A 13,489-nucleotide genomic window follows, 5' to 3' on the forward strand; every position below is an offset into this window, starting at 1 on the left:
CGAGGGTTCTGGATGAATAAAAAAGCCAGGCAGGTGAGGCGCACGCGCACTTCCTACCTGGCTCAGGATTGGTAATGGATTAATCAATAATACGCGATGCTAACAACTCTCTTTGGTAGACTAATTCACGCGGCATGTGTTGGTGGAGGTTGATGAAAAGCTCACCTTGGCTCAATATTTCATGCTTCCATTCATTTTGGTCGATTGCCATGACCTTGTCGAATTCTACTTCGCCGAAGCCGTCCAGCCCTTCGAGATCGATTTCATCAATGGTGGGGACCCATCCGATCGATGATTCATGCCCGAGAGCACGTCCTTTACAGCGATCGACAATCCACTCGAGGACTCGCATGTTCTCGCCAAATCCAGGCCAAAGGAACTTGCCGTCTTGGTCGAGTCTGAACCAGTTTACGTGGAACATTTTAGGTAGGTGGTCGACCTTGCGGCCCATATTGATCCAGTGCCTAAAGTAATGCCCCATATTGTAGCCACAGAAGGGAAGCATGGCCATCGGGTCACGGCGAACCACTCCCATGGCTCCGGCAGCCGCAGCAGTGGTTTCAGAACCCATCGTAGCGCCTACGTAGACACCGTGCGACCAGTTGAAGCTTTGATAGACGAGTGGCATGGTTGTCTTCCGACGACCACCAAAGACGATGGCCGAGACTGGCACTCCCTCAGGGTTCTGCCATTCGGGATCGATGGTCGGGCATTGACCCGCTGGGGCAGTGAAGCGTGCATTTGGATGCGCCGCTTTGACTCCATTCTTGCCGTCTTCCGGCGTCCAGTCATTGCCTTGCCAGTCGATAAGGTGTGCTGGCACATCATCTGTCATGCCTTCCCACCACACATCGCCATCATCAGTGAGCGCGACATTGGTAAAGATACAATTCTCCTTCATCGAATCCATGGCGGTAGGGTTGGATTCATACGAGGTGCCAGGTGCAACTCCAAAGTAGCCGGTCTCCGGGTTGATCGCATGCAAACGGCCATCCTCATGTGGCCATAGCCAGGCTATGTCGTCACCAACAATGCTGGTCTTCCAGCCCTCTTTACGGTACTTTTCGGGTGGTACTAACATCGAGAGGTTGGTCTTGCCACAGGCCGACGGGAAGGCTCCCGTGACGTAGGTCTTTTCACCACTGGGTGACTCAAGCCCTAAAATGAGCATGTGCTCGGCCATCCAGTCGTGTTCACGTGCGATGTTAGAAGCGACGCGGAGAGCCAAACATTTTTTTCCTAACAAGGCGTTACCACCATAACCGGAGCCATAAGAGGCGATTTCGCGGGAGCGCACGAAGTGGACAATGTACTTTTCGTCATTGCACGGCCACGGCACGTCTTCCTGCCCATCTTCGAGTGGGGCGCCTACTGAGTGGAGGCATGGGATGAAAAAGCCTGGTTTGGTGCGACGAGATTCGATTTCACCGAAAGCTTCTTTCTCCAATCGCTCCAGCACATGAGAGCCCATATGAGCCATGATGCGCATGTTGAGCACTGCGTAAGCTGAGTCTGTGACTTGCACACCAATCTTCGCGAGAGGTGACTCTAAAGGCCCCATGCAGAATGGAATGACATACATGGTGCGACCTTTCATGGAGCCCTGGAAGAGCTCGAGGATTTGCTTCTTCATTTCACCTTCTTCACACCAATTGTTGGTAGGCCCTGCCTCATCCTTGTGCTTGGTCGCTATAAAGGTTCTTTCTTCCACGCGGGCCACGTCAGATGGGGCCGAGCGCGCTAGGAAGCTGTTGGGCCTCTTCTCTGGGTTGAGTTGAATGAGGGTTCCTTTATCTACGAGTTCCTGTGTGAGTTGATCCCATTCTTCTTGGGAGCCGTCGCACCAATGTACATCTTTCGGCTCGCATAAGTTGATCATCTTCTTGACCCATTTAGTCAGGGCTTTGTGGCGGGTGGGTAAATCCGTATTCATCACCTAGCATATGAACACGAAAAGTACTCCTCCGCAAACTAAACTAACATATCTTTGCGAAATTGTTTTGTTAGCCTAACGAGTGTGCAAATCTTTTGATATACGGGAGCGCGCTGATGCCGTGTAGAGCCACACTGAGGACGATGGTGCAACAGATAACTGGTACGATTTCTGCAGCATTGGGGATCTGGCTATTGATGATGATGAAGGCGAATGCCACACTGGCGAGCCCCCGTGGCCCAAACCATGCGAGGAATACCTTGCTCGGTAAATTTAAACCAGTACCGGTGAGAACAAGGAGGGTGGGTAGCATGCGTACAACGGTGAGGCTGAGGATGCCATAGGCCCAGTCCTTCCACGATGGATCGAGACTCACAGTATGGTAGAGTAATGTGCCAAAGAGTATCCAAGTGAGCATCCCTAACAGTTCTCCAGAGGTCTCCGTATCATCGACTAAATCGTGATCTATATTCTTGTTTACCAGAGAGAAGGTGAGGCCCCCAACAAAGGAGGCAATATAGCCGCTGCCATGTAAATTCTGGGTGATTAGAAAGCAAAGGAGGGCAATCACGCTGATCGACATCGGTACCCATTTGATGGAAGCCCATTGTTTCTCAGTGGCCAATCGCACCGCTTTGCTGCCAAGCCAAGTAATCAGTACGCCTAGTACAGCTCCAATGCCAATTTCTGATAGGAACAAGCCCATTGCTAAGTCAGAAGCTTCATCCATCATCAGTTCTTTGCTTAGCGCGATGAATAGCAAAAGGAGCGGGACGCAGAGCCCGTCATTGAGACCACTTTCGAGATTGACTGTGGTACGCAAGGGTTCTGATACGCTTGGGTTTGTGACCACAGGCTTCCCGAGGGCGGCATCTGTCGCAGCCAATGCAGTGGCTAATAGGGCGCAATCCCACATGCCGAGCTCTGGGAACATGAAGCGAGCCAGCAGATAGCCACAGAAAATCGACAGAGGTAGGCCAATGAGAAGCATGCGTATGGCCAAATACTTCACCCGCGCGAGCGTTTTAGCCTTGATGCTAGAGGCATCAGCAAAGAGCAACAGAGCCAAGGTGAGGTCGGCGAGGATACGAACCTCGGCACTGGCGTGTTCAAGCTCGAGAACACCCAGACCTTGGGGGCCGAACACCACTCCTGCGAGGATGAAAATCATCGCACTGGAGACTGGCCATGAGCTCATACGTTTGGCAAATAGGCAGTAGAAGAGGGCGCATAACGCTACCAAGGTGAAGCCCAGATACATACCCTATTCTTAGGGCGCGAGGCTCGTAAGATCGAGTCTTAACTGTAGGCTTATGGATAGGCCATCAATAAAAAAGTGCTCACCGGTCAAGGTGAGCACTTGGTGGAATGGTTAGAACGTGGGCTTTACTTTGCTTTATACAGCTTCTCGAACGCTTCGATTGATGCCAGTAGCTTGTCTGCGTTTTCCACGTCAAGTTTCTGCTTACATTTCATAGCGTAGACGATCACCTCATGTAGCAGTTCGAGCTTCTGCAAGTAGCTTCCTTTGTTCTCTTCACCGAGCTTGACTCGCTGAGCGAGGAAGTACTGGCCTACCGTATCTTGGATCGATTGAGCGTGTGATTCTTTATTGGCGACCCAGCGCGTGATTTGGTGGATGTTCTTGGCTGGATCCGCGGACAGCTTCTCGATCTCAGTCATTGCTTTGAGAATCGTCTCGTGATCCTTTTTTAGATCTTCGAAGACATTATCATCGGCGTAGATTCCGCAAGGAACCTGGCAGTGAGCCATGGCTGCCTGAGGGGAAAAGAGAGCGAAGGTGAGTGCGAGCGCGGCGGCGCCGGAATAGAGGTGTTTCATCGGACTAGTTGGTTTTATTGTTAGGTTTTTGCCGGAAGGCAGTCCCTAGCATAGTCAGAGATTTCCTCAATGCCACCATATTTCTGTAATAAGAAGTATCATAGCGGCTAATAGACTCAATGGATTCTATCAGCTAAATAAAGTAAATTGCCAAGAGCGTATGAGCCTAGCTTACATGCAGCTCTCCGGTTTGTGTGCTGCTTTTGATAGGCCGACCGAGTGCATGAGCTCATTCAAAGCCGTTTCTTTGTTCTTGTTCGGCTAGAAATTCAGGGGGGGCTGGCCGGTGAAATTCCTCATAAGGAAGGATGTGAGAACCTCTAGTTGTTGAATCTCTTGAGCGCCACGGAGTGATCGGCTTGGTGGTGAAAAATAGCCAAGTGCTTGATCTAAATTGAGGACGATGCCATTCAAATCTGTAGGGAGTTTAAATGCAGTGAGTGCGTTTGTTAGTTTCATTGTTAGCTTATCTAATCAATCACTTGTCTTAGTTCATCTTGAGAGTTCGGATTCCTCGCTGAGTAGGTGGTAGATAGTGATTGATGAAAACTAACAAAATATATCTTTGTTAAGTCTGAATTGATATGATCTGCAACTCTTGTGTAATCGGGCATTTCCCGTGTTATTCACTGAAAATGAATGATATAAATTGATTTGATGAAAATCTTCATTACTTGGGTTTTGTTTTGATTTAATATGATAATAATTTGACGATGTATCATTATTTTCGAGTGGTTCAAATATTCTTGATAGGTTGAAGAGTCATGTAGTAAGCATATTGTTGCTCCATTCGCTATCCTGATAATTTATATTTCAGGTTTGTTATGAAATAATATAAAATATGATAAATGAAACACCCCGCAGAGGAGTGAAAGTCTCCTCAAACATCGAACGTTACAAGGTTGTAACAAATTGGTTTCGACCTAGGCTTCAGCTCGTGCCAGTTGGTATTTGCTTGTTGGCGCCAACACTAGCAGCTGAGAACAATGTTTATCGAGATTCTGGTTACTGGGACACTGTCTCAAACTGGTCTAGAAATATGCTGCCAACAGTAAGCCAGACGGCATTGCTCAAGCCTCATCCGGAAGTGTCAGTAAATAGTGTTATCGCTCAGCAGGCCGGTGAGGTACGGCTAGGAAAAAGAACGACACACCGTGCGCAGCTAACCATCCAAGGAGGAGGGTCACTGAGCGCTGATGTCTTCCATCTCTTCAGTCCCAAGTCGCGGTTACAGGTTTCTGGAGGGCTACTCACTAGATTGCCTGGAAATGGTGACGTCACTATGGGTGAGGGTGAATTTTCCGTTTCTGGTGGCACGTTTCGGGCGCAAGGTACCTCGCCCTATGATCTCCTCTGGCTAGGAACCAAGACCATGACTATTCAGGGAGGCGTGGTGGACATGTCTGGAGGGCAGGTCAAGTGCACGAACTCGCCAGTGATTAGCATCATCGGTGATGCCGCTACGATCACTATGGATCGACTGAATGTGAACTCCCCGAGTGAGGCGGCAACCTTCCGCTTTATCTTTGATCAAGACGGGGTGAGCCCAATCATGACGAACCAATGGATGACCTTGTCACATGCCAAGCTCGAGGTAGACGGTAGCGCCTATGCTGGAGGGCCAGGAACATTCGAGTTATTCAAGTCGAGTAATCTGACCCACATCGGAGATGCTCAAGTGACTGGAACATTTCCCGGTTTGCAAGCCACCTTCAGTAAAGAGGGCAATAGTTGGCTTTTGAACCTCACCGAGGTGTTGGAGTACCCCCAAGCGTTCCTTGAAATCATGCCGACTTATGGGCAAGCCCCTTTGGCAGCTCAAGGGAGCGTGGACATTTCAGGTTTGTTCGAATCTGATAGCGTCGAGCTATCGAGATCCCCTTGGACAAGTTACCGCGATCTACCAGAGACAGCGTTTGATGAATCCACGCTGCACGATGAAGCCGACGTGGCATACACGGTCATTGATCATGCATCGAGTCAATCGTCAGAAGCGGGGTTCCGAGTTGGGATTGGTGAAGGTGGCCAAATCTACTCCATACGTACCGCCTCAGGGGAAGAAGCGATTCCACCGCAGAACCGAGGGGAGGGGTACAAGAAAATGGCTCCTTGGATCGACGAAGTGTTCCAGTTGGTTCAGCAGAATATCAATAAGCACTACCAAAGTGGAGAGAAGTATTTCATCCACCAAGCGGGAACCTACCATTATATCGATCACATGGAGCAGCCGTTCTACTCCCCGGTACTGATGGCTGGAAGGATTGATTCTAACACCTATGTCATGGCAAATTGGGTACAGCAGGGTCACTTGGATAAAACCACTGGGCTAACGATGCACAAGTCAGAGTCGATTGTGTACACCAAGTACCGCGTCGTTGCTGATGGGGTTCTCGAAGTAAGCCATTTGGCTCACAACTTCGGAGCGGATCGCTTGGACTTCTTCAATATTCCTTGGGGTGGCGTGCGATTGAGTACCTATCCAGAAGTGATGTTAGGAGACAAGAATGCAGATGGCTCCGTGACTGGTGAGTTCTTTGAGAGTATGCCTGGTTTTACCAATGCAGCGTCAACTGTTGGCCCTCTTAATACGGGTGGGTGGCTGTTGTACGCGGCAGACAGAAACGACAATGCAGAGGCGATGGCTTTGGTATTCGGAGCTAAAAACTTCGCCAGCCATCGAGGTGATGTGCTACGATTTGGCACTGCAGGAGGCGATGCTTCTGCGCCTGAAACGGAGTGGCGCAACTATAATGTGACTGAAGTCATCCGCTATCAGAATGTGGATGAAGGAAGCTCCCTCTTCGCACGGTACTATTACGTTTTTGGTACAGTGGCAGAGGTGAAGCAAGCGATTGCCCAGTATGATCTCGAGGAGAAGACGACTGTGGAGGTCGTTTCATCATTCAGCAATGGGCCGCTGTATGCGTGGCGGCGTTCGGCTGCAGGGGGCATGCCCACCCTATCAGGGAATGCGCCCGTTCACTTAGAGCTCCGAGACCGCCCAGTGAATGCTCACTACAAACCAGTGTTCTTGATTCAGTATGACGGGGATTATATTCCAACCTATGACCCCTACAAGCATACCAATAACAAACCATACCAACGGAATACCGAGCACATAGGCTTGTTAGGATATGCTGACACTCGCCAATACAGCGAGGCTGATCTCAACTAGATAAAGAAAGCCGTCGGGATGGTAATCCCGACGGCGTACTTATTGATTTCACCAATAATTCTGTGTGAGTGATCGATTTTGCAATGAACTAATCAGGCGGTGTTTATTGGCCCTCAGAGGATGGGCACCTGCACATGCAGGATGATTCCAAGATCGTTCAGCGAACTTAAAGAAGCTGCTGGGTTACCATCTCAACAATCTGGATGAAATCGTTGCCGATAGGCTTAAGGTTTTTGCGGTGCAAGATTCCGATCTCGAGTGCTGGGAAATCCTCCAAGATAAAGTATTTGTAACCTTCTGGAATGGGAACACCTGGAGTAACCACTGTTAGGCCGGCTCCGAATCCACGCTCTACATAGGAGCGAATGAATTCTTGAGTAGAAAGTTGAAGAGAGGGTGGCCACACTAGGTTTCGCTTACTGAGTTCGTGATTAAATTTTTGGACCAGCAGTTCGTTTGCCTGCCCCGATACCAATGGTCGATTTCCGACTTTGTGCTTATTCCATAAATGTTCGTCAAACAGATCATTGAGAGAACCCAACTTCCATTCTTTCGGGACGAGTAGAGCCATAGGGAGGGTGATGAGTTTGATGACCTGAGTTCCTCTTGGATATTCGTCTAGTAACACACTAATAGCCACATCGATCATTTCATCACAAAGAAGCTGAGCGATTTCAGTGGAGTCTACTTCATCCAGAGTGAGTTTTAGATCAGGTTTTATAGATCTGAAGTTATCAAGAATAGAGGGTAAATGATGTCTAATGATCCCATCTGATGCTGCGATACGTAGATGATTGCCCCCTTCTCCAGATAGATAGTCTTTGAGCTCCCCCAATCTTGAGAAGAATGGATAGATATAGTCGTAGAGTTTTTCCCCTTCAGTAGTTAGCTGAAAAGGACGTCTGTTGAAGAGTTTCACACTCAGTTCTTTCTCCAAGGTTTGAAGCTGACTTGAGATGGCTGGTTGCTGCACGCTGTATGGCATTTTTCCTACAGCTGAGGTGATGCCTTCATATTTCGCTACATAATAGAAAAGCTCTAGGTGATGCAGGTTCATTGTTAGTACGTTATTCTGTGGTGCGTGGAACACAATCTCGAAACACCTGGAGCCAGAAAGACCTTGGGGGAATGAGAGTTTCTTGGTTTAGCTGCCTGTCGTCTGAGCTTTTTCAAGGAAGGCTTGGATGTAGTCTACCTGAGCATCTTCCTGTCGGATGCCGAGGTGGATTTGTTTGTGCAGGCCATCTTTTCCTAGCTTGATGGGGAAGATGTCGTAGCGCTCGCTGTACTCATTGACTAGCCAACGTGGGAGTGCTGTGACACCGCGGCCGCAGGCTACCATTTGGATCATGATTTCGGTGGTTTCGATGAGTTTTTGGTGCTTTACCGTCCTGCCTAGTGGGGTGAGGAAATGCGAAAAAATGTCGAGCCGGTCTGAGCAAACTGGGTAAGTGAATAAGGTTTCCTCGGCTAGATCTTCTGGGCTCACGAAGGGGCTGCCTTTGAATGGATGATCGCCGCAAACCACGAGAACTTGTTCGTAGTCAAAGCAAGGGATGAAAGTGAGCTCAGGCTTGAGTACTGGATCCGGGGTGACGATGATGTCGATTTCGTGGGCGAGGAGTGCCTCGATCCCTGCGAATTGAAATTTCTGGATGATGTCTAAGTCTACTGAGGGCCAGTCTTGGAGGTAGGGGTTGGTGACGCGCTGAAGCCATTGGTAGCAGGGGTGGCATTCCATGCCGATTTTAAGGACACCGCGCTCTCCTTTACTGAACTGGATGAGTTGGTGTTCGGTGCGGACAAACTGAGGGATCAAGCGTCTCGCTGTGTTGAGCAGATGTTGTCCAGCTTGTGTCGGGATCAGCTGTCTCCCTTTGCGCTGCCAGAGTTTCACCCCGAGTTGATCCTCAAGCTTGCTCATGCTGTGGCTCAAGGCCGATTGACTGAGGTGCAGCGACTCTGCCGCGGCGGTCATGCTGCCCTCGGTTTCGACTGCTAGAATGATTTCCAAATGGATGCGTTCGAGATAGTTCATGTGTTCTTCGATGAGCTTAGCTCATGGACTCATGATTAATGACCATTTTTATTCATAGATCAATCTTGATATGCTGCGCCGCATGAAAACAAAAGAGATCGTATCCCAGAGAATAGTGGTGAGTCCAGAGTCAGAGCAGGCATTCAGCTACAGCATCAAGCGTATCCGCTTTGATGAAAACTATAAGCCAGCAGACAGCACGCGCGTCACCACCAACTTTGCCAACCTTGCGCGCGGTGAGAGCCGCCAGGAGAACTTGCGTAATGCGCTGCGCATGGTTGATAGCCGTTTCAATGCTCTCGCCTGCTGGGATAACCCGAAAGGCGACCGCTACTCGCTTGAGCTCGACATCATCTCAGTGGACGTCGACATCGAGGGCAAGGGTGAGACCTTCCCATCCATTGAGATTCTGAAGACCAAGGTCCATGATCACAAAAACAATCAGGATATCGATGGGATAGTTGGGAACAATTTTTCCTCTTACGTCCGTGATTACGACTTTAGTATCCGACTGCGTGAGCATAATGAAGGAGCGAAGCAATTCAGTGTACCCGATGATTTTGGCGACTTGCACGGTAAGCTCTTCAGGGACTTCTTGGGCTCTAGCACCTACAAGGAGAACTTTAGCAAGGCTCCCGTGATCTGCCTTAGTGTCTCGGATAACAAAGTCTACCAACGTACCGAAAACCAGCATCCAGTATTAGGGGTAGAGTACCAGCCGAACGAGCCCTCACTCACTGAGCAATACTTCAAGAAAATGGGCTTTGCGGTGCGCTACTTCATGCCGCCCAATAGCGTAGCTCCTCTAGCATTTTATTACTTCGGAGACCTGCTGAGCGACTACAGTAACCTCGAACTCATCGCTACTATCAGCACGATGGAGACCTTCCAGAAGATCTACCGCCCCGAGATTTACAATGCCAATGCGGTGGCGGGGAATATCTACCAGCCAAACCTAAAAAACGGCGATCATTCCCTCACTCAGATTGTGTACGACCGAGAGGAACGAAGCCAGCTGGCGGTGAGGCAAGGAGCCTTCGCCGAGGAGAACTTTATCAAACCCTATCAATCCATCCTGCAGCAATGGTCACAGCGCTGCGCCGTCTAATCTAAACTAGCAATATTATGAACACTCTACTACCAACATCGACCGCAGGAAGTCTGCCAAAACCATCGTGGATCGCCGAGCCCGAGACGCTATGGTCACCCTGGAAGCTCGAGGATCAGCAATTGGTCGACGGTAAGAAAGATGCTCTTCGCATCTCACTGCAGGAGCAAAGTCTCGCTGGAATCGATATCGTCGGCGATGGCGAGCAAACCCGTCAGCACTTCGTGACCACCTTCATCGAGCATCTCGATGGTGTGGATTTTGAGATACGTGAGACGGTGAAGATTCGCAACCGCTACGACGCTAGTGTGCCGACCGTGGTGGGGCCAGTGAGCCGACCGCGTTCTGTCTTTGTTGAAGATGCTAAATTTTTGCGTCAGCAAACCGACCAAGCGATCAAGTGGGCCTTGCCCGGGCCGATGACGATGGTGGACACGCTGTACGATGCGCATTACCAGAGCCGGGAGAAGCTCGCTTGGGAGTTTGCCAAGTTACTGAATGATGAAGCAAAAGAGTTAGAAGCAGTGGGAGTGGATATCATCCAATTTGATGAGCCCGCATTCAATGTGTTCTTTGAGGAAGTGCAGGAATGGGGGATTGCTTGCCTTGAGCGTGCGATTCAAGGGCTCCAATGTGAGACGGCGGTGCACATTTGTTATGGCTACGGAATTAAGGCGAACACTGATTGGAAGAAGACCTTGGGCTCGGAGTGGCGGCAGTACGAGGAGATATTTCCTGCGATCCAGGCATCGAACATCGATATCGTGTCACTCGAGTGTCATCACTCGCACGTGCCGATGGAATTGATCGAGTTGATCCGAGGTAAAAAGGTGATGGTGGGAGCGATCGATGTGGCCACAAAGCAAATTGAAACCCCAGAAGAAGTGGCCGCCACTCTGCGTCAAGCACTTCAGTATGTGGACGCGGACAAGCTCTACCCATCGACCAATTGTGGGATGACGCCGCTCTCGCGCGAGGTGGCTCGAGGGAAGATGGAGGCACTGAGTGCCGGTGCGTCTATCGTGAGGGCTGAGCTTACGGCCCAATGTGTCGGTTAAGCATTTGCCTAACACGACTGGGCGATTATAAGAGAGGCCTGCGATGGCAGCTACCTCAAGAAGATCGAGTACCCATGGGAATCATTGAAATCATCAGCAGCAATCTAACGACTTTGCTGGGGCTAGCAGCGACCGGTGTGTTTGCCGGCACGCTCGCTGGGTTATTGGGCGTGGGCGGAGGTATCGTGATCGTGCCGGTCTTATTCTTTCTTTTTCAAAGCCTAGGAGTCTCAGCGGAGTCTGCGATGCTCGTGGCAACGGCCACTTCACTCGCAACGATTGTGCCCACATCGATTAGCTCGATCCGCTCACACAGGCGCAAGGGCAATGTGGATGTGGTGCTATTGAAGCGCTGGGCCTTATGGATTTTTGTTGGTGTGGTGATCGGTAGTTGGCTAGTGACCCGTGTTGACGGTACCTGGCTCACCGTCATGTTCGGAGTGATCGCTAGTCTATCCGCATTGAACCTGTTATTCCGAACTGGCAAGGCGGCATTATTTCAGGAATTACCTGGCGCTTTTGGCCAGGCGACCATGGCAAGCACCATTGGATTTTTTAGCTCGATGGTAGGCATTGGTGGCGGCACTCTTTCAGTACCGATGCTCACGATGTGCCATTACCCTGCACATCGGGCAGTCGGCACAGCGGCGGCTATTGGTTTGATCATTTCCCTGCCTGGGGCACTGACGATGATGTTGTTCGGCGTGACGCCGAGCGATGCGCCGGCTGGCACCTACGGTTTAGTCAATGTCGTGGGCCTATTGTGCATCATGCCCCTCACGGTGCTCTTTGCTCCGGTGGGAGTGGCCATTGCTCAGAAGTTGGACGCTACCAAACTGAAGCGAGTCTTTGCTGTGGTGCTCTTGATCACTGGGGTGAGGATGCTCGCTCAGGTGTTTCTCTGAGTTTCCTAAAGACAACTCACGTGCGAGATAAGTCAAATCGGTGCGCAGGTAGGGTCGACTATCCTTATCCGTCCGATGAGTCACGTTGCAGTCTAGCCCGGAGGGAGCTCACACGCGGAGGGATGATCCTTTGTTCGCATGGCGCACTGCAGGCTCTGCGGAATGGGCTGCTGAAGCAGCCAGGATTTCTACCGTTCTGGGCTTCGCCTCAGAACTCTATGCAGTCGAACCCTCATTGGATTTCGCGTTGCTCAAGGAGGGGACGTAATCGTACCAGATCTACCTATTAAACAAAAAAGACCCCAGCAAGCTGGAGTCGTTTTTTGTTCAAGATGGCGGACAGGGAGGGATTCGAACCCTCGGTACGCTTTCGCGCACACACGCTTTCCAGGCGAGCCCATTCGACCACTCTGGCACCTGTCCTGATATCCTGTGGTCACCTCTTTCGAGGTGGGCGGAAGCTACTGGCAGAACCGCCTTGGTGCAATGCTTTTTTTGTAAAAAATCAAAAGGCTTTTGACCGCATGGTCTGCGCTCCCTAAAACATGAGCATGTTAGCGGATGGATCTTGTTTGGTTTTGATGGATAACGGCTCCTTGAGGCCTGAGGCGAGTTTGCAATTGAGGCGCGTGGCTGGGCGAGTTTCGGAATTGCTGGGGACTCAGGTCCACCCAGTTTCCTTATTGCACTCGAGCAAGGTGGATCCGGCGATGCTGGGCGGGGAGAAGGCTCAGACCCTGGTGCCATTCATGCGTGCTCAGCGCGACTTGGGAGTGCATCGTTTCACGATTTTACCTCAATTTTTTGGGCCAAGTAGTGCGCTCGTGGATTATTTGCCGAAGCGGGTCGAAGACTTGCGTGCGGAAGGGTGGGCGGAGCTGGAGGTGGATGTTCTGCCTTGTCTGGTGCACGAAAAGGATCCGGCTGTGGCCGAGATGATGGCGCAGCTTGTCTTGGATAAAGCGGCTGAGCTCGGTTGGCAGGAGGGCTTCGCAGTGGCGCTTTGCGATCACGGTACGCCAGCGAAGGCGGTGAATACGATTAGGGAGCTGGTGGCTGATCAGGTGGGGGAGATCCTAGGTGATCAGGTGCGTGTTTTGAAGGCGTGCTCGATGGAGCGCCGTGAGGGCGCGGAATATGATTTTAACGAACCTCTGCTAGAGAACTTGCTTGGGACAGATGGCTTTGCTGGCAAGGTGATGGTTTCGATGTTGTTTGCTGGCCCAGGGCGCCACGCTGGTGAGGGGGGCGATGTGGCGGAAATCTGTGGGGAAGCGCAGAAGAAGTGGCCTAGCCTGGATGCTCAGATGTCGGGGCTTTTGGGCGATGCGTTTGAGCCGTTTTGTGAGCTTCTGGCGCGGCGTGCCCAAGGGTGTGCGACGCAGGCATGAAAAAGCCGCGTGTGTTCACGCGGCTTTGTTTGAATGGTT

The 13,489-nt window shown here is 50.8% G+C and carries 10 protein-coding genes and 1 tRNA gene; 5 read left to right on the top strand and 6 right to left on the bottom strand.

The features are described 5' to 3' along the window. Positions 1-79: 79 nt before the first annotated feature. From F454_RS0110110 to F454_RS0110120, 3 genes are all read right to left on the bottom strand, one after another. Positions 80-1,933: a phosphoenolpyruvate carboxykinase (GTP) gene (locus tag F454_RS0110110; protein ID WP_018970543.1), complete on the bottom strand. Its 1,854-nt coding sequence runs from the start codon at positions 1,931-1,933 to the stop codon at positions 80-82. Positions 1,934-2,003: 70 nt separating this feature from the next. Then, the gene (locus tag F454_RS0110115; RefSeq protein ID WP_018970544.1) at positions 2,004-3,194 is read right to left on the bottom strand and encodes a cation:proton antiporter domain-containing protein; all 1,191 of its coding nucleotides are present in this window, start codon (positions 3,192-3,194) and stop codon (positions 2,004-2,006) included. Between the two features lie 125 nt (positions 3,195-3,319). Continuing rightward, positions 3,320-3,775, bottom strand: a complete 456-nt coding sequence (locus F454_RS0110120) for a superoxide dismutase [Ni] (protein ID WP_018970545.1) — start codon at positions 3,773-3,775, stop codon at positions 3,320-3,322. Between the two features lie 1,372 nt (positions 3,776-5,147). Here F454_RS0110120 and F454_RS0110130 point away from each other — a divergent pair. Next, on the top strand, positions 5,148-6,950 hold the full coding sequence (locus F454_RS0110130) for a hypothetical protein (RefSeq protein ID WP_156817241.1): 1,803 nt from the start codon (positions 5,148-5,150) through the stop codon (positions 6,948-6,950). Between the two features lie 166 nt (positions 6,951-7,116). Here the strand turns inward: F454_RS0110130 and F454_RS15835 are convergent, their stop codons facing one another. Next, the gene (locus F454_RS15835) at positions 7,117-8,007 is read right to left on the bottom strand and encodes a LysR family transcriptional regulator (RefSeq protein WP_018970548.1); all 891 of its coding nucleotides are present in this window, start codon (positions 8,005-8,007) and stop codon (positions 7,117-7,119) included. An 87-nt stretch (positions 8,008-8,094) separates the two neighbouring features. After that, entirely contained in the window at positions 8,095-8,988 is an 894-nt protein-coding gene (locus F454_RS0110140) for a LysR family transcriptional regulator (protein ID WP_018970549.1), read from the bottom strand. 82 nt (positions 8,989-9,070) lie between these two features. Between F454_RS0110140 and F454_RS0110145 the strand changes: the two genes are divergently transcribed. The 3 genes from F454_RS0110145 (at position 9,071) to F454_RS0110155 (ending at position 12,059) form a co-directional block, all read left to right on the top strand. Further along, positions 9,071-10,096 carry a DUF1852 domain-containing protein gene (locus tag F454_RS0110145; RefSeq protein WP_051083298.1) on the top strand — a complete coding sequence of 342 codons (1,026 nt, stop codon included), beginning with the start codon at positions 9,071-9,073 and terminating at the stop codon, positions 10,094-10,096. 17 nt (positions 10,097-10,113) lie between these two features. Beyond that, the gene (locus tag F454_RS0110150) at positions 10,114-11,154 is read left to right on the top strand and encodes a methionine synthase (RefSeq protein WP_018970551.1); all 1,041 of its coding nucleotides are present in this window, start codon (positions 10,114-10,116) and stop codon (positions 11,152-11,154) included. Between the two features lie 74 nt (positions 11,155-11,228). Beyond that, the gene (locus F454_RS0110155) at positions 11,229-12,059 is read left to right on the top strand and encodes a sulfite exporter TauE/SafE family protein (protein ID WP_018970552.1); all 831 of its coding nucleotides are present in this window, start codon (positions 11,229-11,231) and stop codon (positions 12,057-12,059) included. Between the two features lie 333 nt (positions 12,060-12,392). Here F454_RS0110155 and F454_RS0110160 read toward each other — a convergent pair. After that, positions 12,393-12,482 (bottom strand) — tRNA-Ser (locus F454_RS0110160). Between the two features lie 122 nt (positions 12,483-12,604). Here F454_RS0110160 and F454_RS0110165 point away from each other — a divergent pair. Continuing rightward, the gene (locus F454_RS0110165) at positions 12,605-13,450 is read left to right on the top strand and encodes a sirohydrochlorin chelatase (RefSeq protein ID WP_026292841.1); all 846 of its coding nucleotides are present in this window, start codon (positions 12,605-12,607) and stop codon (positions 13,448-13,450) included. Positions 13,451-13,489: the final 39 nt, after the last annotated feature.

The sequence above is a fragment of the Rubritalea marina DSM 17716 genome, from assembly GCF_000378105.1.
GTDB lineage: Bacteria > Verrucomicrobiota > Verrucomicrobiia > Verrucomicrobiales > Akkermansiaceae > Rubritalea > Rubritalea marina.

Excerpts from the sequence above, each read along its gene's own strand:
- F454_RS0110110 (WP_018970543.1), bottom strand. The coding sequence starts at position 1,933 with ATGAATACGGATTTACCCACCCGCCACAAAGCCCTGACTAAATGGGTC.
- F454_RS0110115 (WP_018970544.1), bottom strand. The coding sequence starts at position 3,194 with ATGTATCTGGGCTTCACCTTGGTAGCGTTATGCGCCCTCTTCTACTGC.
- F454_RS0110120 (WP_018970545.1), bottom strand. The coding sequence starts at position 3,775 with ATGAAACACCTCTATTCCGGCGCCGCCGCGCTCGCACTCACCTTCGCT.
- F454_RS0110130 (WP_156817241.1), top strand. The coding sequence starts at position 5,148 with ATGACTATTCAGGGAGGCGTGGTGGACATGTCTGGAGGGCAGGTCAAG.
- F454_RS15835 (WP_018970548.1), bottom strand. The coding sequence starts at position 8,007 with ATGAACCTGCATCACCTAGAGCTTTTCTATTATGTAGCGAAATATGAA.
- F454_RS0110140 (WP_018970549.1), bottom strand. The coding sequence starts at position 8,988 with ATGAACTATCTCGAACGCATCCATTTGGAAATCATTCTAGCAGTCGAA.
- F454_RS0110145 (WP_051083298.1), top strand. The coding sequence starts at position 9,071 with ATGAAAACAAAAGAGATCGTATCCCAGAGAATAGTGGTGAGTCCAGAG.
- F454_RS0110150 (WP_018970551.1), top strand. The coding sequence starts at position 10,114 with ATGAACACTCTACTACCAACATCGACCGCAGGAAGTCTGCCAAAACCA.
- F454_RS0110155 (WP_018970552.1), top strand. The coding sequence starts at position 11,229 with ATGGGAATCATTGAAATCATCAGCAGCAATCTAACGACTTTGCTGGGG.
- F454_RS0110165 (WP_026292841.1), top strand. The coding sequence starts at position 12,605 with ATGAGCATGTTAGCGGATGGATCTTGTTTGGTTTTGATGGATAACGGC.